Source organism: Brenneria goodwinii (assembly GCF_002291445.1).
In the GTDB taxonomy this organism is placed as follows: Bacteria; Pseudomonadota; Gammaproteobacteria; order Enterobacterales; family Enterobacteriaceae; genus Brenneria; species Brenneria goodwinii.
Genome location: NZ_CP014137.1, coordinates 689501 through 710978, shown reverse-complemented (window position 1 = coordinate 710978; position 21478 = coordinate 689501). Strand labels below are relative to the sequence as shown.

General features: G+C 52.7%; 21 protein-coding genes. 6 read left to right on the top strand and 15 right to left on the bottom strand.

All coding sequences use genetic code 11. The features are described 5' to 3' along the window. Positions 1–2142, top strand: coding sequence for a phosphate acetyltransferase (pta, locus tag ACN28R_RS03205; protein ID WP_095833562.1), 2142 nt, complete (start codon positions 1–3; stop codon positions 2140–2142). 152 nt (positions 2143–2294) lie between these two features. Here the strand turns inward: pta and ACN28R_RS03200 are convergent, their stop codons facing one another. After that, entirely contained in the window at positions 2295–3317 is a 1023-nt protein-coding gene (locus ACN28R_RS03200; protein WP_048638095.1) for a LacI family DNA-binding transcriptional regulator, read from the bottom strand. Positions 3318–3558: 241 nt separating this feature from the next. On the opposite strand from ACN28R_RS03200, the gene ACN28R_RS03195 reads away from it, so the two are divergent. Genes ACN28R_RS03195 through ACN28R_RS03185 form a run of 3 tightly spaced genes read left to right on the top strand, consistent with a single transcriptional unit; the run spans position 3559 to position 5581 of the window. Then, the gene (locus ACN28R_RS03195; RefSeq protein WP_048638094.1) at positions 3559–4002 is read left to right on the top strand and encodes a PTS sugar transporter subunit IIA; all 444 of its coding nucleotides are present in this window, start codon (positions 3559–3561) and stop codon (positions 4000–4002) included. A 22-nt stretch (positions 4003–4024) separates the two neighbouring features. Beyond that, on the top strand, positions 4025–4312 hold the full coding sequence (locus ACN28R_RS03190; RefSeq protein ID WP_048638093.1) for a PTS sugar transporter subunit IIB: 288 nt from the start codon (positions 4025–4027) through the stop codon (positions 4310–4312). 12 nt (positions 4313–4324) lie between these two features. Continuing rightward, positions 4325–5581 carry a PTS ascorbate transporter subunit IIC gene (locus ACN28R_RS03185; RefSeq protein ID WP_048638092.1) on the top strand — a complete coding sequence of 419 codons (1257 nt, stop codon included), beginning with the start codon at positions 4325–4327 and terminating at the stop codon, positions 5579–5581. Between the two features lie 176 nt (positions 5582–5757). Here the strand turns inward: ACN28R_RS03185 and yfcD are convergent, their stop codons facing one another. The 5 genes from yfcD to eat form a co-directional block, all read right to left on the bottom strand. Next, positions 5758–6363, bottom strand: coding sequence for an NUDIX hydrolase YfcD (gene yfcD / locus ACN28R_RS03180; protein ID WP_048638091.1), 606 nt, complete (start codon positions 6361–6363; stop codon positions 5758–5760). Positions 6364–6439: 76 nt separating this feature from the next. Then, positions 6440–6991, bottom strand: coding sequence for a phosphodiesterase (yfcE, locus tag ACN28R_RS03175; protein WP_048638090.1), 552 nt, complete (start codon positions 6989–6991; stop codon positions 6440–6442). A gap of 122 nt (positions 6992–7113) precedes the next feature. Next, positions 7114–7911, bottom strand: coding sequence for an ethanolamine ammonia-lyase subunit EutC (eutC, locus tag ACN28R_RS03170; protein WP_048638089.1), 798 nt, complete (start codon positions 7909–7911; stop codon positions 7114–7116). Next, positions 7908–9299, bottom strand: a complete 1392-nt coding sequence (locus ACN28R_RS03165) for an ethanolamine ammonia-lyase subunit EutB (protein WP_095833561.1) — start codon at positions 9297–9299, stop codon at positions 7908–7910. The genes eutC and ACN28R_RS03165 overlap by 4 nt, the downstream gene beginning before the upstream one ends. Positions 9300–9474: 175 nt before the next feature. Then, positions 9475–10860, bottom strand: coding sequence for an ethanolamine permease (gene eat / locus ACN28R_RS03160; RefSeq protein ID WP_095833560.1), 1386 nt, complete (start codon positions 10858–10860; stop codon positions 9475–9477). Positions 10861–11299: 439 nt separating this feature from the next. Here eat and folX point away from each other — a divergent pair, with 439 nt between their 5' ends. After that, a complete protein-coding gene (gene folX / locus ACN28R_RS03155) occupies positions 11300–11701 on the top strand; it encodes a dihydroneopterin triphosphate 2'-epimerase (protein ID WP_095833559.1) in 402 nt (133 codons plus the stop codon). Between the two features lie 143 nt (positions 11702–11844). Continuing rightward, positions 11845–12750: a TIGR01777 family oxidoreductase gene (locus ACN28R_RS03150; RefSeq protein ID WP_095833558.1), complete on the top strand. Its 906-nt coding sequence runs from the start codon at positions 11845–11847 to the stop codon at positions 12748–12750. A 149-nt stretch (positions 12751–12899) separates the two neighbouring features. On the opposite strand, the gene hisP is transcribed toward ACN28R_RS03150, so the two are convergent. The 9 genes from hisP to folC all read right to left on the bottom strand — a co-directional run bounded on the left by hisP (position 12900) and on the right by folC (position 21409). Then, on the bottom strand, positions 12900–13673 hold the full coding sequence (gene hisP / locus ACN28R_RS03145; protein WP_048638084.1) for a histidine ABC transporter ATP-binding protein HisP: 774 nt from the start codon (positions 13671–13673) through the stop codon (positions 12900–12902). 15 nt (positions 13674–13688) lie between these two features. Continuing rightward, complete coding sequence (locus ACN28R_RS03140) at positions 13689–14405, bottom strand: ABC transporter permease (protein ID WP_048638083.1); 717 nt, start codon at positions 14403–14405, stop codon at positions 13689–13691. Continuing rightward, a complete protein-coding gene (hisQ, locus tag ACN28R_RS03135; protein ID WP_048638082.1) occupies positions 14398–15087 on the bottom strand; it encodes a histidine ABC transporter permease HisQ in 690 nt (229 codons plus the stop codon). Before hisQ ends, ACN28R_RS03140 begins: the two co-directional genes overlap by 8 nt. Before the next feature lie 183 nt (positions 15088–15270). Next, positions 15271–16050 (bottom strand): histidine ABC transporter substrate-binding protein HisJ, encoded by a 780-nt coding sequence (gene hisJ, locus ACN28R_RS03130; protein ID WP_048638081.1) that lies wholly within the window; start codon positions 16048–16050, stop codon positions 15271–15273. Between the two features lie 421 nt (positions 16051–16471). Beyond that, positions 16472–17041: a UbiX family flavin prenyltransferase gene (locus tag ACN28R_RS03125; RefSeq protein ID WP_048638080.1), complete on the bottom strand. Its 570-nt coding sequence runs from the start codon at positions 17039–17041 to the stop codon at positions 16472–16474. 201 nt (positions 17042–17242) lie between these two features. Beyond that, positions 17243–18760, bottom strand: a complete 1518-nt coding sequence (gene purF / locus ACN28R_RS03120; protein ID WP_048638079.1) for an amidophosphoribosyltransferase — start codon at positions 18758–18760, stop codon at positions 17243–17245. A 30-nt stretch (positions 18761–18790) separates the two neighbouring features. Then, a complete protein-coding gene (gene cvpA / locus ACN28R_RS03115; protein ID WP_048638078.1) occupies positions 18791–19282 on the bottom strand; it encodes a colicin V production protein in 492 nt (163 codons plus the stop codon). A 158-nt stretch (positions 19283–19440) separates the two neighbouring features. Continuing rightward, positions 19441–20151, bottom strand: coding sequence for a cell division protein DedD (dedD, locus tag ACN28R_RS03110; protein WP_095833556.1), 711 nt, complete (start codon positions 20149–20151; stop codon positions 19441–19443). After that, positions 20141–21409: a bifunctional tetrahydrofolate synthase/dihydrofolate synthase gene (gene folC / locus ACN28R_RS03105; protein ID WP_095833555.1), complete on the bottom strand. Its 1269-nt coding sequence runs from the start codon at positions 21407–21409 to the stop codon at positions 20141–20143. Before folC ends, dedD begins: the two co-directional genes overlap by 11 nt. Positions 21410–21478: the final 69 nt, after the last annotated feature.

The window sequence follows — 21478 nt, the reverse complement described above, 5'->3', positions numbered from 1 at the left end:
GTGTCCCGAACAATCATGTTAATTCCAACTGGCACCAGCGTCGGCCTGACTAGCGTCAGCCTGGGTGTCATTCGTTCCATGGAGCAAAAAGGTGTACGTCTGAGTGTGTTCAAGCCGATCGCCCAGCCTCGCGCTGGCGACCAGGCGCCGGATCAGACCACCACCATTATCCGTGCCAACTCATCCACCATCAATGCGGCTGAACCGTTGCAGATGAACCACGTCGAATCCCTGCTGAGCTCCAATCAGCAAGACGTGCTGATGGAAGAAATCATTGCCCGCTATCATGAAAATACCAAAGATGCGGAAGTGGTTCTGGTTGAAGGTTTGGTTCCAACGCGCAAACACCAGTTCGCCAATGCGCTGAACTATGAAATTGCCAAAACCCTGAATGCAGAAATCGTCTTTGTCATCGCGCTGGGCAACGATTCGCCGGCTCAATTAAAAGAACGTATCGAACTGGCCCGTTCCAGCTTCGGCGGCAGCAAGAATAAAAACATCACCGGCGTAATCATCAACAAACTGAACGCGCCGGTGGATGAGTTGGGCCGTACTCGCCCCGACTTGTCTGAAATCTTTGATGATTCCAAAAAAGCCAACGTTACCAACGTCGATCCGCGTCAGTTGTTCGCCAACAGCCCGCTGCCGGTGCTGGGCGCAATTCCGTGGAACTTCGATCTGATCGCCACCCGCGCAATTGATATGTCAAATCACCTGAATGCCAAAATCGTCAATGAAGGTGACATTCAGACTCGCCGCATCAAATCCGTGACCTTCTGCGCACGCAGCATCCCCCATATGTTGGAGCACTTCCGCCCGGGTTCGCTGCTGGTCACTTCTGCCGATCGTCCCGACGTGCTGGTTGCCGCTTGTCTGGCCGCCATGAACGGTGTTGAAATCGGCGCGGTTCTGCTGACCGGCGGTTATGAAATGGACCCCAGCATCAGCAAACTGTGTGAACGCGCCTTCCAGACCGGCCTGCCGGTCTTTATGGTTAAAACCAACACCTGGCAGACCTCTCTAAGCCTGCAAAGCTTTAATCTTGAAGTGCCGGCCAATGACCACCAGCGCGTGGAAAAAGTACAGGAATACATTGCTCGCCACATCGACACTGACTGGATTGATTCACTGAGCGCCGAATCTGAAGGTTCCCGCCGCCTGTCTCCGCCGGCATTCCGTTATCAATTAACCGAGCTGGCGCGTAAAGCCGGCAAGCGTATCGTTCTGCCGGAAGGCGACGAGCCGCGTACCGTTAAAGCAGCGTCTATCTGTGCCGAACGCGGTATCGCTCACTGCGTGTTGCTGGGCGATCCGGAAGAAATTCAGCGCGTTGCGGCCGCTCAGGGCGTAGAACTGGGCAAAGGTATTGAGATCGTCGATCCGGAAGCCGTTCGCGAACGTTATGTTCCGCGTCTGGTTGAACTACGCAAGAGCAAAGGCATGACCGAAGTGGTTGCCCGCGAACAGTTGGAAGATAACGTGGTTCTGGGAACGCTGATGCTGGAACAAAGCGAAGTTGACGGACTGGTTTCCGGTGCGGTACACACCACAGCCAATACCATTCGTCCGCCGCTGCAGTTGATCAAAACGGCGCCGGGCAGTTCGCTGGTATCTTCCGTCTTCTTCATGCTGCTGCCTGAACAAGTTCTGGTTTATGGCGACTGCGCCATCAACCCGGATCCAACAGCAGAACAGTTGGCCGAAATCGCGATTCAGTCCGCAGATTCTGCAACCGCTTTCGGCATTGACCCGCGCGTTGCCATGATCTCTTACTCTACCGGCAACTCCGGCGCCGGCAGCGATGTAGAAAAAGTGCGTGAAGCAACCCGTCTGGCTCAGGAAAAACGCCCTGATCTGGTTATCGACGGCCCGCTGCAGTATGACGCCGCCATTATGGCCGACGTGGCGAAATCCAAAGCGCCGAATTCTCCGGTTGCGGGTAAAGCCACCGTGTTCATCTTCCCCGATCTGAACACCGGTAACACCACCTATAAAGCGGTACAGCGTTCAGCCGACCTGATCTCCATCGGGCCGATGCTGCAGGGTATGCGTAAACCGGTAAACGACCTGTCCCGTGGGGCGTTGGTAGACGATATCGTTTACACCGTCGCACTGACGGCGATTCAGGCAACTCAGCTTTAATTCTCCGTCTGCTATACCGATCCCCGCGCAAGCGGGGATTTTTTTATGCCTGCGCAGACCCAATCATTCCGCTTATTGGCAAATACCAGGGAATATTTTGTGCATATTTACCCTTCTGTCAGCGCGGTCAGCAATTCATGTTTATACGGTCGTTAACTGCTTCCTCCCGGTTCAAACCGATAGCTGAAAGGAAGACTGATTGGTTCTTCCACTCCTTTCTTAAGCATAGATATCAGTAGCTTGCCCGTTTCACGCCCCATTTTTGCATAATCTACCCTCACTGAAGTCAATACCGGATAGGTTTGATCGCTGTTCTCGCTACCGTCCAGACAGGCTATCGCCAGATTTCCAGGCACCTTGATCAACCGGCGCTGACACTCGAACAACAGCCCGAGCGCAATATCTTCATGGCTGCAGACCAGCGCATCCAGCTCCGGCTGTCTGAGCAGCAGTTCCATCAGGGCATGGCGGCCAAACTGCATGCTAGATGCGTCAGGCGTCGCCACGACCAGATCGGCATTCTGATAGCCTTGCAGCATGGCTTTATGCCAGCCGTTCAACTGCTGTTTTTGCAGGCGATTATCCATATGCGCACAGACGTAGCCAATATTCTTATACCCCCGCGCCAGTAAATGCCGGGTTAGCTCTTCCGCAGCGGCAGAAAAATCGACGCTGAGGGTCAGTCTGGCATTGGGGTTGCCGGCTCCGACAATATTCAGGGTTGGTACGGAAGCCCGTTCAATGAACTGCCAGGTGCTGTCGGCAAGCTGCGATCTAAATACGACCAGCGCATCGGGGTTATTCTGTAGTAAAGTGCCGAGAATACTGGCTTCTTTCTGCTGGTTATAATCATGACAACCCAACAGCAGTTGGTAATTATTGCGATTGAGCGCCAGTTGCAATGATTGCATAAACAACGAACCGGCCTGATTGGTCAGAGAAGGGATCAGCACAGCGACGGTATTACTGTGCCCGGAAGCCAACGCCCCCGCCGCACGGTTTGGAATGTACCCCAACGATTCCACCGCCTGCTCTATTTTTTCACGCAGCTTATCCGATACCTGTTCTGGCGTTCTCAGCGCACGCGAAACGGTCATCATGCCAACACCGACGTAATTCGCCACATCCTGAAGGGTAACCCGTCCGGTCGTGCGGCGTTTACGCAATTTTTCCATTCTGGTATTCCCTGTTTCCGACATAGTTCCCCGCCACACCCTCAGTGTTTGAATGACATATTATTCCTATTGTAACCACCGCATAGATACATCATCAAAAATCATCGCATTCGTAATGATAGCGCTATCACAATTCTTGGTAGCGCTATCAGTTAGCGCTACCAAGTGAGAGGCATCTCACATTAATCGCCCTATAAAGCGACTACGCTCTGCGACATAACGTAACGCGAGAGAAAAATAAATGTTAAAAAATCTGTTAACGCCAGATGTTATCCAACTGATTGACAGCGTAGACGACTGGCGAAGCGCAGTAGCGGTTTCCTGTCAGCCACTCATCGACAACCACGCCATCGAGCCCCGTTATCTGCAAGCCATTTACCGCTCACATCAGGCGATTGGTCCGTATTATGTCATCGGTCCCGGCATCGCCATGCCGCATGCCCGCCCGGAAGAAGGCGTGAATCGCCTGGCACTGAGCCTGACGGTGATCCGCAACGGCGTTAATTTTTCGGCCGGAGAAAACGACCCCGTTAAGCTGCTGGTAGTGCTAGCCGCTTCCGATAGTAACAGCCATATCGATACCATTTCACAACTGGCGGCGTTATTTGACAACAGCGATGATATCGCCGCCATCATGCAAGCCAGCACCCCGCAAGATGTTATTGCGATTATTGAGCGCTATTAATTACCTGCCCCGGAGTAAATAAATGAAAATTACAGTCGTTTGCGGTAACGGTTTAGGTACCAGCCTGATGATGGAAATGAGCATTAAAACCATCATCCGGGATCTGGGCGTCAATGCCGAAGTTGATCACGTGGATCTAGGATCGGCCAAAGGTACGCAAAGCGACATCTTTGTTGGCACCAAAGATATCGCCGAACAGTTAATCGCGCAGTCCGTTAACGGAAAAATCGTCTCACTCGATAATATGATCGACAAAAACGCCATGAAAGAACGTTTGTCCATTGCGCTTACCGAACTAGGCGCCCTGTAACCGGAGGTCAGTATGGATTTCTTTCATTTTTTGATGAGTGACGTGCTGTCCGAACCGTCGATTCTGGTCGGTCTGATTGCATTGATTGGTCTTGTCGCCCAGAAAAAACCCGTTACCGAATGCATTAAAGGCACGGTCAAAACCATCATGGGTTTTATCATACTCGGCGCGGGCGCAGGTCTGGTTGTCGCCTCGTTGGGCGATTTTGCCAATATCTTTCAGCACGCGTTTGGTATTCAGGGCGTCGTGCCAAACAATGAGGCGATTGTTTCGGTAGCGCAGAAAAGTTTTGGTAGAGAGATGGCGATGATCATGTTCTTCGCCATGGTAATTAACATTCTGATCGCCCGTTTCACTCCTTGGAAGTTCATCTTCCTTACCGGACATCACACGCTATTCATGTCGATGATGGTGGCGGTTATTCTGGCTACCGCAGGCATCTCCGGCGTGGCGCTGATTGCCATTGGTTCACTGGTCACTGGCACGGCGATGGTTTTTTTCCCGGCGATTGCTCACCCGTACATGAAAAAAGTCACCGGTTCCGACGAAGTGGCGATCGGCCATTTTTCAACATTATCGTACGTACTGGCTGGCTTCATCGGCAGCCGGTTTGGCAACAAAGCGCATTCAACTGAAGATATGAATGTACCGAAAAGCCTGCTGTTTCTGCGGGATACGCCGGTCGCGATCGCGTTCACCATGAGCATTATCTTCATTATTACCTGTCTGTTCGCCGGACCGGAATTCGTCAAGAGCATTAGTGGCGGCAAGAACTGGCTGATGTTTTCGATTATCCAGTCGATTACCTTTGCTGCTGGCGTCTACATCATTTTACAGGGTGTACGAATGGTGATTGCCGAAATCGTTCCGGCTTTCAAAGGCATCTCTGACAAACTGGTGCCCAATGCCAAACCGGCGCTTGATTGCCCGATCGTGTTTCCCTATGCGCCAAACGCGGTATTGGTCGGTTTTCTCAGCAGCTTTGCCGCGGGTATTCTCGGTATGTTCGCGCTGTATCTGCTCAATATGACGGTGATTATTCCCGGTGTCGTTCCGCACTTTTTCGTTGGCGCCGCCGCAGGCGTATTTGGTAATGCGACCGGTGGTCGGCGCGGGGCGATTCTGGGCGCTTTTGCTCAGGGTCTGCTAATCACCTTTCTGCCGGTGTTCCTGCTGCCAGTGCTGGGCGAAATCGGTTTTGCCAACACCACATTCAGTGATGCGGACTTCGGTGCGCTGGGCATTCTGCTGGGTATTATTGTCCGTTAACCTCTAGGGCTAATGTATATCAGTCTTTGTCTTAACAATCAGCCCCTGCTTTTTCACTAAAGCAGGGGCTGATTTAAACTCAACACGTTCGTTGTCAGGATAATCCCATACTCTCGGGAATAATGACTGGCGCGAGGTTGGTTAGCGGCTAACCGTCATCAAGCTAATAGAAAACCTTACTTTTCCAGTTCAATGAAACCGTCATTTTCAGAACGACTCTGACCGTCGATATCACTTTCACGCGGCCCCAACGGCTTACCGTAGTTTTGGTCGTTGTAACGCGTTAACCACAGCGATAATGCCTTGAGTGAATCAGGCGTAAATTCATCGCACCGCGCGGTGATCTCCTCTGGAGACAGCCAGCTGACTTCATCAATTTCTGACTCCTGCAGAGCAAACGGCCCGTGGGTCACGCAACTGAATAACGCGCCCCACACCCGGCAGTTATCCGCTTCAAAATAAAATAAACCATGTTCTGCAAACGGCACGCCGGCGATACCCAGCTCTTCCTCCGCCTCACGGCGGGCGGACTCAAGCATGTTCTCACCGCTTTGTACGACGCCGCCGGCCGTCGCATCCAGCCATCCCGGATAGAAGTCTTTGATTTCAGTCCTGCGCTGAACCAGGATTTTCCCCATACCATCATGCACGACGATATAGGTAGCCCGATGGCGCAGACACTGAGCACGCATCTGCTGACGACTTGATTGGGCGATGACCTCATTGTTTTCATCGACAATATCAACCCACTCTGTGCCTGCTGACTGACTTTGTTCCGCCATCCTCTGAAACCCTTTAAGTATGGGCGCGTTGCTACGCGCACCTGTTTTAAATAACTGATTTTGACTGTCCGCTAAATTAATGCCTAATGGTCACCTGCGCAATAGGCTCTCCACCAAGCAGCGGAAGAACCTGCAAAACGCCCCGCTCCAGCATCCCGTAACTGGCAGGATAGCCGCCTTTGGGAAGACTGACCGAGCCGGGATTAAAGCAGTATAAACTCCCCCGTTTTTCCGCCACCGGAATATGTGTATGACCATAAACCAGCACATCATCTTCATTTAACGGCGGCAGATTGTCAGGATGATAGAGGTGTCCATGCGTCAGGAAAAGGCGATTTTGCGGCAATAGCACATGTTGCCAAGGAGCCGTCACCGGAAAATCAAGCAGCATCTGATCCACCTCACTATCGCAGTTTCCCCGTACCGCAATGATGCGTGAAGCATAGGCATTCAGCCGGGTGGCGACATCCGCGGGCTGATAGCCTTCAGGCAACGGATTCCGGGGACCGTGATTAAGGAAATCGCCCAGAAGAATCAGCCACTCGGCGCCGCTTTGCGCAAAAATATCCAGTACCCGATCCGTGGCGGTTAAAGATCCATGTATGTCTGATGCAAACATCAATTTCATCGTGTATACCCTTCTTACTTGAAGTTGCAATTCAGGTATAGTTTAACAAAGTTGCGGGGCGGGTCTTACTGCCAATTCAGGATAAATCGCAATGCCGCCACAGCCCCCGCAACCAGACATTATCATTGGCGCGCCAGTAACCAGGAAGATGGCGGCGCAACCCGCCCATGCAGTGCCGGATTATCACTCTCATCTTTTAGCTGAACCCCCGATAACCGACGCTGGAAACTCTGTTCCAGCAGCCAGGCCAGCTTAAACGCCGCCAGGGGATAATCCAATCCTTCGGGACGGATATTGGAAATACAGTTGCGTTCCGACTCCAGCCGTCGGGTATTCGGCCCCCAGGTCATATAAACGCTGAGGCTATCCGGTGAAGAAAGCCCGGGACGCTCGCCAATCAGAATGGCGACCGCTTTCGCCTGTAAACACTCGCCGATATCATCCCCCAGCGCCACTCGGGACTGATGCGCCAGAACAATCGGCGCCAACGAAAGCCCTAATTGGGAAATATAAGGCCGCAAGGCTTTAATCAACGGTACGGCCTGCCGATGCACCGCTTTGGAAGATAAGCCATCCCCCACCACCAGCAGCAAATCAGCGGGTTTGCCGGACATCGACAACAACAACTCGCGGCTTGAAGCAGAAAGGCGGCGGCCTAAATCCGGCCGACACAGATATTGCTGCCGGTTTTCCGCTGCGCTATGTACCGTAAGGGTTTTCAACCCCTCTTGCTCCAACTGGCTGGCCAGCGTTTCACTGTCAAACGCCTGGTGAACGGCGTCACGCGCCTGCGCATGCGCCATGCCGAACTTCAACAGTTCACTGGTCGGCATGCTGGCGCCCGTGCGCCCCAAAGCAATGCGCGCGTTGGTGTACTCGCGCAATGTTTCCCAAGGATTAGCGTGGATCACCTTACTCATACGCTCTTCTCCAGATAGGGTTGATGCTGTAACAACGGATGCTGACTGCTGGCGTCGCACAACCGGCCCTGTGTATCGATGATCCGCATCCGCTCCAGCCAGGCGCCGAATTCCGGCGCATGTTTCAGCCCCAGCAATTCACGAATATAAAGCGCATCATGGAAAGACGTGCTCTGATAGTTGAGCATGATATCATCGGCCCCGGGAACCCCCATGAGAAAGGTCAATCCGGCATTGGCCAGCAGCGTTAGCAGCGTATCCATATCGTCCTGATCGGCTTCGGCATGGTTGGTGTAACACACGTCGCACCCCAGCGGGACGCCCAGCAGCTTGCCGCAGAAATGGTCTTCCAGACCGGCGCGGATAATCTGCTTGCCGTCATACAGATATTCAGGACCGATAAAGCCCACCACCGTATTCACCAGCAGCGGAGAGAAGCGTCGGGCCACTGCGTAAGCACGGGCTTCGCAGGTTTGCTGATCGACGCCGTGATGCGCATTGGCGGATAGGCTGCTGCCCTGCCCGGTTTCAAAATACATCACGTTGTTACCCAGCGTACCGCGCTTCTGGCTTAAAGCCGCCTGGTGCGCTTCTTCCAGCGTAGCCAGATTAAAACCAAAGCTGGCATTGGTCGCTTCGGTTCCCGCAATCGACTGGAACACCAGATCAACGGGCGCGCCGCGTTCCATCAGTTGCAAAGTATTAGTGACGTGCGTCAGTACGCAAGACTGGGTTGGGATTTCAAAACGGCCGATCACATCGTCCAACATGTAGTTCAGCTTCTCCAGCAGCGGCAGACTGTCGCTGGCGGGGTTAATGCCGACCACCGCATCGCCGCTGCCGTACAGCAATCCGTCCAGCATGCTGGCGGCGATCCCCCTCAGATCGTCGGTAGGATGATTAGGCTGCAGCCGCACGCTAATGTGACCGGGCAGCCCAATGGTATTACGAAACTTTGTGATTACCCGGCATTTTTTCGCCGCCAGGATCAGATCCTGATTGCGCATGATTTTACTGACGGCCGCCGCCATTTCCGGCGTGATGCCCGGCGCAGCCCGGGCCAGTAACGCGCTGTCGGTGCTTTCACTCAGCAACCAGTTGCGGAAGTCTCCCACCGTCAGGTGGGAAATCAGGCTGAACGCCTCCCGGTCATGGCTGTCGATAATCAGCCGCGTGACCTCATCCTGTTCATATGGAATTAATGCCTGCTGCAAAAAGATATCCAGCGGCAGGTCAGCCAGCGCCATACGGGCAGCCATGCGCTCTTCCGCGCTTTCGGCCGCCACGCCGGCCAGAACATCGCCGGAGCGCGCCGGCGATGCCTTTGCCATCAGCTCACGCAAATCATTAAAACGATAACTGCGGTGACTCAGCGTAGTCTGATACATGCTTTGCCTCGTTCTATTGGCAACAGCCCGCTATAGGAATAACGGGCCGCGCTTATTCAGTATTTAATGCTTATCGATATCGGCTGAGCGGGAAAAATGAGGCGCCTGCCAGGGGCGCCGCATCCCGTGGCAGCCCCAGAGAGTTCAATATCACGGTGAAAGTCGCCACCAACTTTTATTTGGACACGGTCAGTTGCGGATCAAACTCCGCTGAATCACGCGATCCGCTGGTCAGACGGAACCAGCCATAGCCGATCAACATCATGGCGGCAAAAATCGTTGCCAATAAGGTATTGTAATAAACCATAGCAGCCAGACAGATTACCGCCATGACCAGCGCAAAAGCCGGAGCGAACGGATACCAGGGCGCGCGAAACGGACGACTCAGCGTAGGTTCGCTGCGACGCAGTTTGAAGAGCGAAGCCATTGAGATGATATACATCACGATCGCGCCGAACACCGACATGGTCACAATATTGGCGGTTAATGGCTGTCCGCCGATCGTCACCAGCGAATCCGAGAAGATCGCGGCGATACCCACAATCCCCCCCGCCAGAATCGCCCGGTGGGGAGTACGGAAACGCGTGTGGATACGCGCCAGAGGTTTAGGCAAATACCCGGCACGCGCCAGTGCGAAGATTTGACGGGAATATCCCATGATAATACCGTGAAACGACGCGATCAGACCGAACAGACCCAACCATACCAGCATATGCAACCAACCACTGTTATGGCCAACAATCAGTTTCATTGCCTGAGGGAGCGGATCGTTGATATTCGACAGTTGACGCCAGTCTCCCACTCCGCCGGCAAACAGCATGACGCCAACAGCCAAAAGGGTAAGCGTCAGAATACCGCAGATAAAGGCGCGAGGAATGGTGCGGCGGGGATCTTTCGCCTCTTCTGCGGCCATCGCCGCCCCTTCAATCGCCAGAAAGAACCAGATAGCGAACGGGATGGCGGCGAAAATACCGGAGATCGCCACCGAACTGAACGCATCAGAACCCGCCCAGCCCAGATTGGTAAAATTGCTCCATTCAAAACCAGGCGCCACCACGCCCATAAACACCAACAATTCAAAAATCGCCAGCAGCGTCACCATCAATTCAAATGTGGCGGCGATGCCAACGCCAAGAATATTGAGTCCCATAAAAATCAGGTAGGCGCTGACGGCGACCCACTTAGGATCCAACGACGGAAACTGCACGTTCAGATAGGCGCCAATAGCCATCGAAATAGCCGGCGGCGCGAAGACAAATTCAATCAGCGTCGCAAACCCGGCGACAAAACCCCCGGTTGGGCCAAAAGCGCGGTAAGCGTAGGCAAATGGCCCACCGGCATGGGGTATTGATGTGGTCAACTCGGTAAAACTGAAGATAAAAGCGCAATACATGGCGGCAATCGCCAGCGCGGTAATCAGAAACCCCAGCGTACCGGCCTGCGCCCAGCCATAACTCCAACCAAAATATTCCCCCGAAATCACTAATCCAACGGCAATACCCCATAGATGAAAACTGCCTAACGTACGTTTTAATCCTGGCTCTGCCTTATTGTTTTCCATAATAGCCATCCCCTGATTGCAATAAAATATGCAGGGATATTGCAAAGAGCGTACCAGATGCCGAAGAAAAGCGGATACCAGCAAGAGGCGGTTCCGGAAAATGGTTTATCGCCTTCAACGCACCGCGTTAATGCGCCACGATCCACGATGATGCATTCGGCGCGTAATTTAAGGGCATGCACTTTTTTAGGGCGATGCGGCGCTGAATCCAGCAATAGTCGATAGCGGATTCGGATCTTGTCACGGACAACAAAAGAGGGTTATACCCAATGAATCCCAATCCTCAGCCAGACGATGGCCGGACAAAAGCAAAGAATACGCTGCCTGCGATACCGAAAATCGCCGGTGGTGTGATAATAAAAAGCGCGTAATAAATCCCATATCAGGGCGCAGGCAACATCGATAACACCGTAACGTCACAACAAGAAAGGGGCGATAAATGTCACACCGTAATACTGATGCCATTATTCGAATAAAAAATCTGCGATTACGCACCTTCGTTGGAATCAAAGACGAAGAGATCAACAACAAGCAGGATATCGTCATCAATGCCGAGATCCATTACCCGGCGGAAAAATCACGCAGCAGCGAAAATATCAATGACGCCGTGAATTACCGCACTATCACCAAGAACATTATTCGCCATGTTGAGGAGAACCATTTTGCTCTGCTGGAAAAATTAACACAGGATGTGCTTGATATCGCCAGCAATCATGACTGGATCACCTATGCTGAAGTTGAAGTGGATAAATTATTTGCGCTGCGTTATGCCGATTCCGTCTCTATGACCATGCGCTATTACCAGGCAAGGCCCGGTCTGTCGGAAGCCGGAGCACCATAAAATACGCAGATTGCCCAAGCACTTTAAAAATGCAGCTAAACGCCACTGACTTAAAGAATAAAAAGCATACACCCAATAAATTTCAAGGAGCAGGCAGTCAACACCTGCGGCTTGAAAGATGACAGGGATAAGCGAGGCCAGACATGCAATTATTAATTACCGGCGGCACCGGCCTTATCGGACGCCATTTGATTCAACGATTACTGTTACTTTCTCATTCTATTACCGTCGTGACCCGCAATCCTGAACGCGCCCGGTCGATATTCGGCGATCGGGTGGAATATTGGTCCACTCTGGACGACAAAACCTCACTGAACGCCTTCGATGGCGTGATTAACCTGGCTGGCGAGCCAATCGCCGACAAGCGCTGGACGCCAAAGCAGAAACAGCGCCTGAGCCAGAGCCGCTGGGATATTACCGAACGACTCGCCAGACTGATTAAAGACAGCAGCGAACCGCCGTCCGTTTTCATTTCTGGTTCCGCCGTCGGGTATTACGGCGATCAGGGCGCCGCGCTGGTGACGGAAGAGGAAACGCCCGCCAATGACTTCACGCATCATCTTTGTGCTCGTTGGGAAGCGCTAGCGCAGTCCGCCGAAAGCGACAAAACCCGCGTCTGTCTGTTACGTACCGGCGTCGTGCTTTCCGCCCAGGGAGGCGCGCTGGCAAAAATGCTGCCTCTGTTTCGTTTGGGCCTCGGCGGCCCGTTGGGCTCGGGCAAACAGTACATGCCGTGGATTCATATCGACGATATGGTGAACGGTATTATTTATCTGCTGGATAGCGACGTGCTCAGCGGACCATTTAACATGGTTTCCCCTTACCCGGTGCGTAACGAGCAATTTTCCGCCTTGCTGGCGGAGGTGCTGCATCGACCAGGTTTCCTCCGTGCGCCGGGATTTGCCATAAAATTGCTGATGGGAGAGGCTGCCACGCTGGTGCTCGGCGGGCAGCGAGCGATCCCGGCGCGGCTGGAGTCGGCTGGCTTCGGTTTTCGTTACTTTGAACTGAAAGAAGCCCTGGAAGAGGTAACAAAAAAACCGGGCTGACATAATATCAACCTCAGACGGTTGTGACCAAGTCGCCTTGGTAATACCGAATCCCAACCGTCGTTCCTGCTATCAATCCGCTACTTGAAAGCAAATCCCCGCCGGCGCGGGGATGGCGCAGGGAAAGAGGGGATGTCAGCCTGAGGCATTCACTTCAGGGAACCCGAAAGAAACTGCTGTAAGCGGGGGCTCTTAGGGCTACCGAACAGCGCGCTCGGCGGTCCTTCTTCTTCAATTACGCCCTGATGAAGAAAGATCACATGGCTGGAAACATGGCGCGCAAATTCCATTTCATGCGTCACCACCACCATCGTTTTCCCCTCTTCAGCCAGTTGCTGCATGATCCGCAGCACCTCGCCCACCAATTCAGGATCCAGCGCGGACGTGGGTTCATCAAACAGCAGCACTTCCGGCTCCATGGCCAGGGCGCGGGCAATCGACACACGCTGCTGCTGTCCGCCTGAAAGGTTAGCCGGATATTTATCCTGCGCGTCACCCGTGATGCCGACTTTATTCAGATAAAAAATCGCCCGCTCACGCGCCTCCGCCTTACTCAGCCCCAACACCTGAACCGGCGCTTCCATCACGTTTTCCAGCGCGGTCATGAAGCTCCACAGATTGAAATGCTGAAATACCATCGTCAGCCGGGTGCGCAACATTTGAAGCTGCTTTTTATCAAAAACCTTCAACTGGCCGTCATTATCGCGCACCATGCGGATTTCCTGATCGTTGACATAAATCGCCCCCTCACAGGGCTTTTCCAGGAAATTAATACAGCGCAGCAACGTGCTCTTGCCTGAACCGGATGAACCGATAATCGAAATCACATCCCCGGCTTTCGCCTGCAACGAAATGCCTTTCAATACCTCAAGCTGTCCATAACGCTTACGCAGTTCTGTCACCATCAGCTTATTATTCGACATGTTTTATTCCTGCGTTTAGTGGGATGAACGGGGAGATAGATGACGCAACCAACGCTGTTCTGCTTTTTTGAACAGGCCGATTAACGCAAAAGAAATCACCAGATAGATCACGGCGGCAATGCCAAACGCATAAAACGGTTGATAGGTTGCGGCATTAATATCACGGGCAATTTTCAGAATATCCGGCACGGTAACGGTAAACGCCAGCGCGGTCGAATGCAGCATCAGGATCACCTCATTGCTATAGGCCGGCAACGCAATACGCAACGCGCCCGGCAAAATAATGCAGCGATACTGCTTAAAACGCGAAAAACCGTAAGCCCGTGCAGCTTCAATTTCGCCATAGGGAATGGAGCGGATCGCACCGGCAAAAATTTCCGTGGTGTAAGCGCAGGTATTCAACGCCAACGCCAGAACGGCGCAATTCAAACCGCTGCGAAAAAAAGCATTCAACAGATCGGTTCCCCGTACGATTTCCAAACTGTAAACCCCGGAATAAAAAACCAATAGCTGAACATAAAGCGGCGTACCGCGAAAAACATAGGTAAATACCCAAACCGGCAAACTAAACCGGCGTCGCGGCGAGACTCTGGCAACCGCCAACGGTATCGCCAGCGCGCCGCCAATCACCACGGAGGAAATCAGCAGCCACATCGTCATAGCCAGACCGGTCATGCGATAACCATCGCTCCACAGCAGGGGCTGCCAATATTGTTGCAGGATCTCACTCATAACTTACCTTTCTGACTCCCTGCGAATAGTGTTTTTCCAGCCACCACAGAACCCCATTGGAGAGGGTGGTAAAAATCAAATACATGCCCCCGGCGACCAGCGCGAAATAAAATGGCTCATGCGCGCCTTTACCGGCAAGCTGCGTTGCCTTAATCACATCATTCAGGCCAAGTAACGACACCAGAGCCGTCGCTTTTAAAATCACCTGCCAGTTATTGCCAATGCCGGGTAAGGCAAAGCGCATCATTGAGGGAAACAGGATCCGGCGGAAGACTTTCATTGGCGAAAAACCAAATGCGACGGCCGCCTCAATTTGACCGCGCGACACGGCCAGATAGGCGCCGCGAAACGTTTCGGTAAAATAGGCGCCATAGATAAAACCCAGAGTAATCACGCCTGCCGTAAGCGGATCGATATCAATCTGTCTGAAATTCAGCATCTCCGTTACGCTATTCAGCGTTATCTGCAAACCATAAAAAATCAGCAGCATCAGCACCAAATCAGGAACGCCGCGAATCAGCGTGGTATAGCAGGAGAAACAGCCGGATAACAGGCGATTGGGGGAGAGCTTCGCGCTAGCCCCAATCAGACCAATGACTAGCGCCAGCAACAGTGAACTCACCGCCAGCTTCAGCGTCATTGCCGCACCATCGAGAATTAATTGGGAATAGCCGTAGAACATTGCTTATTTCCGTTTAAGGTAAACCAGGGGTTGATAACGAAATATGATTCTTTGACCGTATCTTCCATGTGTTGCCGCAAGCAGCGTTCAAAAACATTTTCGCTATCTTTGAACGCCGGGACAAAAGCAAGGAAACGGGATGAAAGCAGCAGCGACACCCCATTGCCAACCTTAACTATTTAATTAACCGCCGTAGACGTCAAAATCGAAATATTTCTTCGCAAAAGTATCGTAGGTGCCATCTGCGCGCATTTCTGCAAATGCCTTATCCAGCGCGGCTTTCAATTCTGAGTCTTCTTTGCGTAACCCTATACCGGTACCGACGCCAAAATATTTGTCGTCTTTCACCGCCGGCCCGGCGAATTCATAATCTTTGCCCACATTCAACTTCAAAAAGCCTTCGCTAGCCGCCACTTCATCCTGGAACGCCGCGTCGATACGGCCAGCGGTCAAATCGTCATAGACCAGATCCTGGTTTTGATAAGCGACGATATCCACCCCTTTCGGCTGCCAGTTCGCATTGGCGTAGGACTCCTGGGTGGTGCCCTGCAATACGCCGACGCGTTTACCGGCCAGAGATTCCAGCGTCGGTTGGATGCTGCTGCCTTTTTTGGCGATCAGTCGCGCATTAGCGGCGTAAAGTTTGTCGGTAAAGGCGATCTCCTGCTGACGCTTTTCCGTGATGGAGAGCGAAGAGATAATGGCATCGATTTTTTTAGCCTTCAGGGACGGGATTAACGCATCAAAGTCACTTTCGACAAAAGTGCAGTGAGTCTCGATACGTTTGCACAGTTCTTTCGCCAGATCGATATCAAACCCAATCAATTCACCACTGGCATTTTTAGATTCAAACGGCGCGTAAGTGGGATCGGTACCCAATTTAAGGTTCTTGGGAATGTCAGCCATCGCGCTTCCTGCGGCCAAAATTAATGCCAGCGGCAAAACTTTTATCAGTTTTTTCATATTGCTACCTTTCCAATGAGTGATTGAAGGTCAAAAATTATTTGTCGACATCTGGATGATTTATTGCTTTAAAAACAGCTAACGTGATTAATTACTCTGCTCTTCCACTCAGGAGCCCTGCAGTTTTCATGCCATAATAAGAAATTCGCATTAACAAAATGGCATAATGGGGATAACGCTAAAAATCACCTAATCCAATGATTAACAATAATTTTTAGACTTAACTTCTCATAAGGAATGGCAGGAACCGATTCTCAATAGAAAAAGACAAGCCATAAAATAATAAGCACGGATCTCATTAGCACCATAAAGGGGCGACGACGCAACAATGTAGTGCATCACCATAAAAAAGCCCCAAAATGGGGCGATGCATCTGACAGCTTGGCGCGCTAAAAACTAATGCGCAAAAAACATGCAACGTTCACGCGCCTTGCCAGCGAGTGAAAAGATCTTCCGACAGCGTAATATCAAACTGATCGAGAACCCGGTTCACCGTCTGATCGACGATATCCTGCACACTTTGCGGGCGATGATAAAAAGCGGGCACTGGCGGCATGATAATCGCGCCTAGCTCCGCAGCCGCGGTCATTATTCGCAGATGCCCCAGATGCAGCGGCGTTTCACGCACACAGAGCACCAGTCGCCTGCGCTCTTTCAGCACGACATCGGCGGCGCGCGCCAGCAGGTTGTCGCTGTAGCTGTGGGCAATCGCCGACAGGGTTTTTATTGAGCAGGGCAGAATCACCATGCCGGCGGTTTTAAATGAACCGGAAGAGATACTGGCGGCAATATCACGCGTATCATGCACCACATCGGCCAGCGCCTGGACATCGCGCAGGCTGAAATCCGTTTCCAAAGACAGCGTCTGCCGGGCCGCCTGACTCATAATCAAGTGCGCTTCTATACCGTCAACCGCCTGTAGAACCTGCAGCAGGCGAACGCCATAAATCACCCCGCTGGCGCCGGAAATACCTATAATAAGTCGCTTCATCAATACTGCCTCCGGCCGACAATGTGTAAGTCCCTTTCATCATATCGACATTCGTCATTTCTGCGAAAGCAGGAATCTACCCAATGATATAGCATCATCACAAAAAGCAGAGTCCCGCCTTCGTGAAGATGACTCAATGACAGAAAGGGGAGCGCGCCCAAGCGCACTCCCCTTTTAGTGACACCGCGAAAAGGCTTTGACTTAACCTTCGTTGTGCAACTCCAGATCTTCCACTTCGCTCTGGCTACGCAACGCTTTCGCATCGTCATTACGCAGGACTTCCAGATAGTCCAGATAGCTCTGGTCGACGTCTTTGGTCACATACACCCCGTTGAATACCGAACATTCAAACTGAGTGATATCCGGGTTATCTTCACGCGCGGCGGCGATCAGATCGTCAAGATCCTGGAAGATTAGCGCGTCTGCGCCAATAAGCTGCCGGATCTCTTCCACTTCGCGGCCGTGGGCAATCAGTTCATTGGCGCTTGGCATATCAATGCCATAAACGTTGGGGAAGCGGATTTCCGGCGCGGCCGAGGCCAGATAGACACGCTTGGCTCCCGCTTCGCGCGCCATCTCCACAATCTGCTCTGAGGTCGTACCGCGGACGATGGAGTCATCGACCAGCAGAACGTTTTTATCTCGGAACTCGGCGCGGTTAGCATTCAGCTTGCGGCGTACCGATTTGCGGCGAGCCTGCTGGCCCGGCATGATAAAGGTACGGCCTACGTAGCGGTTCTTCACAAAGCCCTGGCGATATGGCCTGTTAATAATGCGCGCGATTTCCAGCGCGATATCACAGGACGTTTCAGGAATGGGGATCACCACATCAATGTCGAGATCTTCCCACTGGCGGGCGATCTTCTCACCCAATTTCTGCCCCATCCGCACGCGTGCGCTGTACACCGAAATTTTATCGATGAAAGAGTCCGGGCGCGCGAAGTAAACATATTCGAACAGGCACGGATTGCTTTTCGGATTCTCGGCACACTGACAGGTGAACAATTGCCCTTTCTCAGTGATGTAAATCGCTTCTCCCGGCGCCACATCACGCAGGAATTCAAAGCCCAGCGTATCCAGCGCGACGCTTTCCGACGCCACCATATATTCGCTGCGGCCATCTTCCAGATCGCGTTTACCGATAACCAGAGGACGAATACCGTTCGGATCGCGGAAAGCCACCATCCCGTGACCGATAATCATACTGACACAGGCATAAGCCCCGCGAATTTGCTGGTGTGTCGCAGCAACCGCCGCAAAAATGTTATCGGCTTCCAGCGGATAGTGCTGAAAACGATCCAGTTCTCTGGCGAAAATATTCAATAAAATTTCAGAATCCGACGTGGTATTAACATGACGACGCTCTTGCTCGAACAGCTTTTTACGCAGTTCGTGCGCGTTGGTCAGGTTACCGTTATGCGCCAGCGTGATGCCGAACGGTGAGTTAACATAGAAAGGCTGCGCTTCCGAAGCGCTGGAACTGCCCGCAGTGGGATAACGCACATGGCCAATGCCCATGTTGCCTTGTAAACGTTGCATGTGCCGTGCTTCAAACACATCTTTCACCAGGCCGTTGGCCTTGCGCAGGCGAAAACAGTTTAAGGCATCAATGGTGATGATGCCTGCGGCATCCTGCCCACGGTGTTGCAACACCGTTAACGCGTCATAAATCGACTGGTTGACCGGTGTAAAACCGGCGATACCGACAATACCGCACATGGTGTCTTTTCCTCATCAGCGCTACCGCAGCTATAGATGCTGCGGCAAGAAACTTGACGTGCTTTGCAGGTAGTCAAAAAACCACCTGATAATGTAACTGAACTGCGGTATTAACTGGGACTGCTTCCAGTCAGCACTCTGTGAAAAACCGGTGAAGGTATCCAGAAAGAATAGCAGTGCAGAAACAATCAGCACACCGCGCAGCGCACCGAAACAAACGCCTAATACGCGGTCGGTGCCTGAAAGCCCGGTGCGTTCAACTAATGAACCGATCACATAGTTGACGATAGCACCCACAATCAATGTCGCAATAAACAGAATGGCAATAGCAATACCGTTACGTACCAGTTCGTCATCAAAACGGGTGAAGTACACAGCGAGGTAAACATAGTAGTGACTGGCGATAAAAAACGCACATCCCCAGGTTACCAGCGACAACGCTTCACGTACAAACCCCCGGATAAGGCTAACCAGCGCCGAAAATCCGATGATGCCAATAATGACGTAATCAACCCAAATCATGAGTCATCCTAATCAATGAACGATGCCAACCGTCAGGTCGCCACGTCATCCTGTTCGCGGCGCATTCTAACAGAAAAAGAAAACGTTTGCGTAGCGTATTTCCGCCGATTTTATTAATAGAGAACCAAACAAAAATAGCCCGCCGATGCGTTAATCCCCTAACGCGCGCTATACGATCTAACCTGGCCGTTTAGCCCGCTGATCTGGTGAAGTTCCGCCAGCGAGGCCTGTAGTTTCTGCCTCGACGCATCCGGCCCGACATAAATGCGGGTAATCTGTCCCTGAACCGGCGTCGTGGGGACGGTATACGCCCGGTAGCCGGAAAGACGCAGCTTGGCGACGATCTCATTAACCTTATCCGCATTTTTCAGCGCGCCGAGTTGCACCACGAAGGCCTGTCCGACAGGAGCCTGTTCCGCCGGTTTGGTTTCCGGTTTCGGCTCAGGTTTCGGCTCCGGCTTAGGTTCGGGTTTGGGCTTAACTTCCGGTTTCGGCTGCGGTTTGACTTCAACCGGTTTTTGCACCGGCCGCTCGACGGCAACGGGCGGCGGCGTCACCGCTGGCGCATTGGTTGCGGGAGCGGAACGTTCCGCTTTAGCGCCTGCATCGCTATTTTCCGCATCGGATTCGGCGGCATTATCTTTCATTGCCGCTTCGGCGCCTTCCGGCGGCTGGCTGGGCAAAGATTGATTCAGCGCGGGCAGCGAATCCATTTCGTTGCTTTCATCCTGCGTAGGAACCAGCGGGATTGCCGCAAACTCGTCTTCATAGTGTTTTTTCTTACCGTCCAACAGGCCGGGCAGCACAATGACCCCCAGCGCAACCAGAATGATCGTTCCCACTAACCGATTCTGAAATTTACTCGCCATACGCATTCCCCTCATCCAGCGCTTCCATGACATGCGCTACCGTATGAAAAGATCCACAGACAATGACGATATCCTGTTTTGCCGACGCGGCCATCGCCTGGCGCCAGGCGTCGGCTACGTCAGTGAATTGCCGGCAATGATCCAGGTGTTCGGCCAACTGCTCCGCTGTCGCCCCGCGCGGCCCCTCCAGCGGGGCGCAGTACCACTTATCAACCAATGGTTTTAAATGGTTCAACGTGCCGCCGATGTCTTTATCCGACAGCATTCCCACCACGGCGCGCACTTTCCCGTTTTTCGGCAGCGCCGCCAATCGGCTCGCCAGATAAGCGGCGGCGTGAGGGTTATGGGCGACATCCAGAATCAACAGCGGGTTCTCGCCGACGATTTGAAAACGGCCGGGCAACGACGCCAGACGCAATCCCTGACGAATCGCCTGATCATTCACATTCAAGGGGGAATAATTCAACGCGGTCAATGCCGTCGCCGCATTGGCTAACGGCACATTCGGCATCGGCAAGTCTGACAATTCGCGTTGCTTATTCTGCCAGCTCCATCCGTCGTGCTGAATGGAAAAGTCCCAGTCCCGACCGCGCCGTAACAACACGGCGCCTTTTTCGCCGGCAACGTCGGCAATAGATATCGGCATATCGGGTTCGCCGACCACCGCGGGTTTACCCCGCCGGAATATGCCCGCTTTTTCTCTGCCAATGCTTTCTCTGTCGTTTCCCAACCAGTCGGTGTGATCCAGTGCGATGCTGGTTACCGCCGCAACATCCGCATCGATGATATTGGTCGCATCAAGACGTCCGCCTAAACCAACCTCCAGAATAACCACATCCAGCTCGGCCTGTTTGAACATCTGCAACGCCGCCAGGGTGCCGAACTCGAAATAGGTCAGTGAAACCTCCCCTCTTCCGGCTTCGATATCGGCAAATGCCTGACAGTGCATCGCCTCAGGTAATTCTTTCCCCTGGATTCTTACCCGCTCGGTATAACGCAGCAAGTGCGGAGAGCTGTATACGCCGACCCGCAATCCGGCGACCAACAGTATGGATTCCAGCGTGCAGCAGGTTGTGCCCTTGCCATTGGTGCCTGCGACGGTAAAGACCACATTGGCGGGCCGTAACAATTGAAGATTCTCGGCGACCTGCTTTACGCGCGCCAGTCCCAAATCGATGGCCTGGCCGTGCAGATGCTCAAGATAATGAAGCCACGTGACCAAAGGCGACGTGGCTTGGGGTTTTTGAAGATTATCCATGAGTCCCGTTCACTGGCTTACGGTTCATTTTATACGGGAAGCACAAATTTTGCTCAATGCGGCATTCAT

What these genes read in the sequence shown, in the direction of transcription:
- purF (WP_048638079.1), bottom strand. Translation starts at nt 18,760, where the DNA reads ATGTGCGGTATTGTCGGTATCGCCGGTTTTACACCGGTCAACCAGTCG.
- eutC (WP_048638089.1), bottom strand. Translation starts at nt 7,911, where the DNA reads ATGAGTAAGGTGATCCACGCTAATCCTTGGGAAACATTGCGCGAGTAC.
- cvpA (WP_048638078.1), bottom strand. Translation starts at nt 19,282, where the DNA reads ATGATTTGGGTTGATTACGTCATTATTGGCATCATCGGATTTTCGGCG.
- hisQ (WP_048638082.1), bottom strand. Translation starts at nt 15,087, where the DNA reads ATGTTCTACGGCTATTCCCAATTAATTCTCGATGGTGCGGCAATGACG.
- folX (WP_095833559.1), top strand. Translation starts at nt 11,300, where the DNA reads ATGTCACACCGTAATACTGATGCCATTATTCGAATAAAAAATCTGCGA.
- ACN28R_RS03190 (WP_048638093.1), top strand. Translation starts at nt 4,025, where the DNA reads ATGAAAATTACAGTCGTTTGCGGTAACGGTTTAGGTACCAGCCTGATG.
- ACN28R_RS03195 (WP_048638094.1), top strand. Translation starts at nt 3,559, where the DNA reads ATGTTAAAAAATCTGTTAACGCCAGATGTTATCCAACTGATTGACAGC.
- yfcD (WP_048638091.1), bottom strand. Translation starts at nt 6,363, where the DNA reads ATGGCGGAACAAAGTCAGTCAGCAGGCACAGAGTGGGTTGATATTGTC.
- ACN28R_RS03140 (WP_048638083.1), bottom strand. Translation starts at nt 14,405, where the DNA reads ATGAGTGAGATCCTGCAACAATATTGGCAGCCCCTGCTGTGGAGCGAT.
- eat (WP_095833560.1), bottom strand. Translation starts at nt 10,860, where the DNA reads ATGGAAAACAATAAGGCAGAGCCAGGATTAAAACGTACGTTAGGCAGT.
- hisP (WP_048638084.1), bottom strand. Translation starts at nt 13,673, where the DNA reads ATGTCGAATAATAAGCTGATGGTGACAGAACTGCGTAAGCGTTATGGA.
- ACN28R_RS03200 (WP_048638095.1), bottom strand. Translation starts at nt 3,317, where the DNA reads ATGGAAAAATTGCGTAAACGCCGCACGACCGGACGGGTTACCCTTCAG.
- ACN28R_RS03150 (WP_095833558.1), top strand. Translation starts at nt 11,845, where the DNA reads ATGCAATTATTAATTACCGGCGGCACCGGCCTTATCGGACGCCATTTG.
- yfcE (WP_048638090.1), bottom strand. Translation starts at nt 6,991, where the DNA reads ATGAAATTGATGTTTGCATCAGACATACATGGATCTTTAACCGCCACG.
- ACN28R_RS03125 (WP_048638080.1), bottom strand. Translation starts at nt 17,041, where the DNA reads ATGAAGCGACTTATTATAGGTATTTCCGGCGCCAGCGGGGTGATTTAT.
- hisJ (WP_048638081.1), bottom strand. Translation starts at nt 16,050, where the DNA reads ATGAAAAAACTGATAAAAGTTTTGCCGCTGGCATTAATTTTGGCCGCA.
- dedD (WP_095833556.1), bottom strand. Translation starts at nt 20,151, where the DNA reads ATGGCGAGTAAATTTCAGAATCGGTTAGTGGGAACGATCATTCTGGTT.
- folC (WP_095833555.1), bottom strand. Translation starts at nt 21,409, where the DNA reads ATGGATAATCTTCAAAAACCCCAAGCCACGTCGCCTTTGGTCACGTGG.
- ACN28R_RS03185 (WP_048638092.1), top strand. Translation starts at nt 4,325, where the DNA reads ATGGATTTCTTTCATTTTTTGATGAGTGACGTGCTGTCCGAACCGTCG.
- ACN28R_RS03165 (WP_095833561.1), bottom strand. Translation starts at nt 9,299, where the DNA reads ATGTATCAGACTACGCTGAGTCACCGCAGTTATCGTTTTAATGATTTG.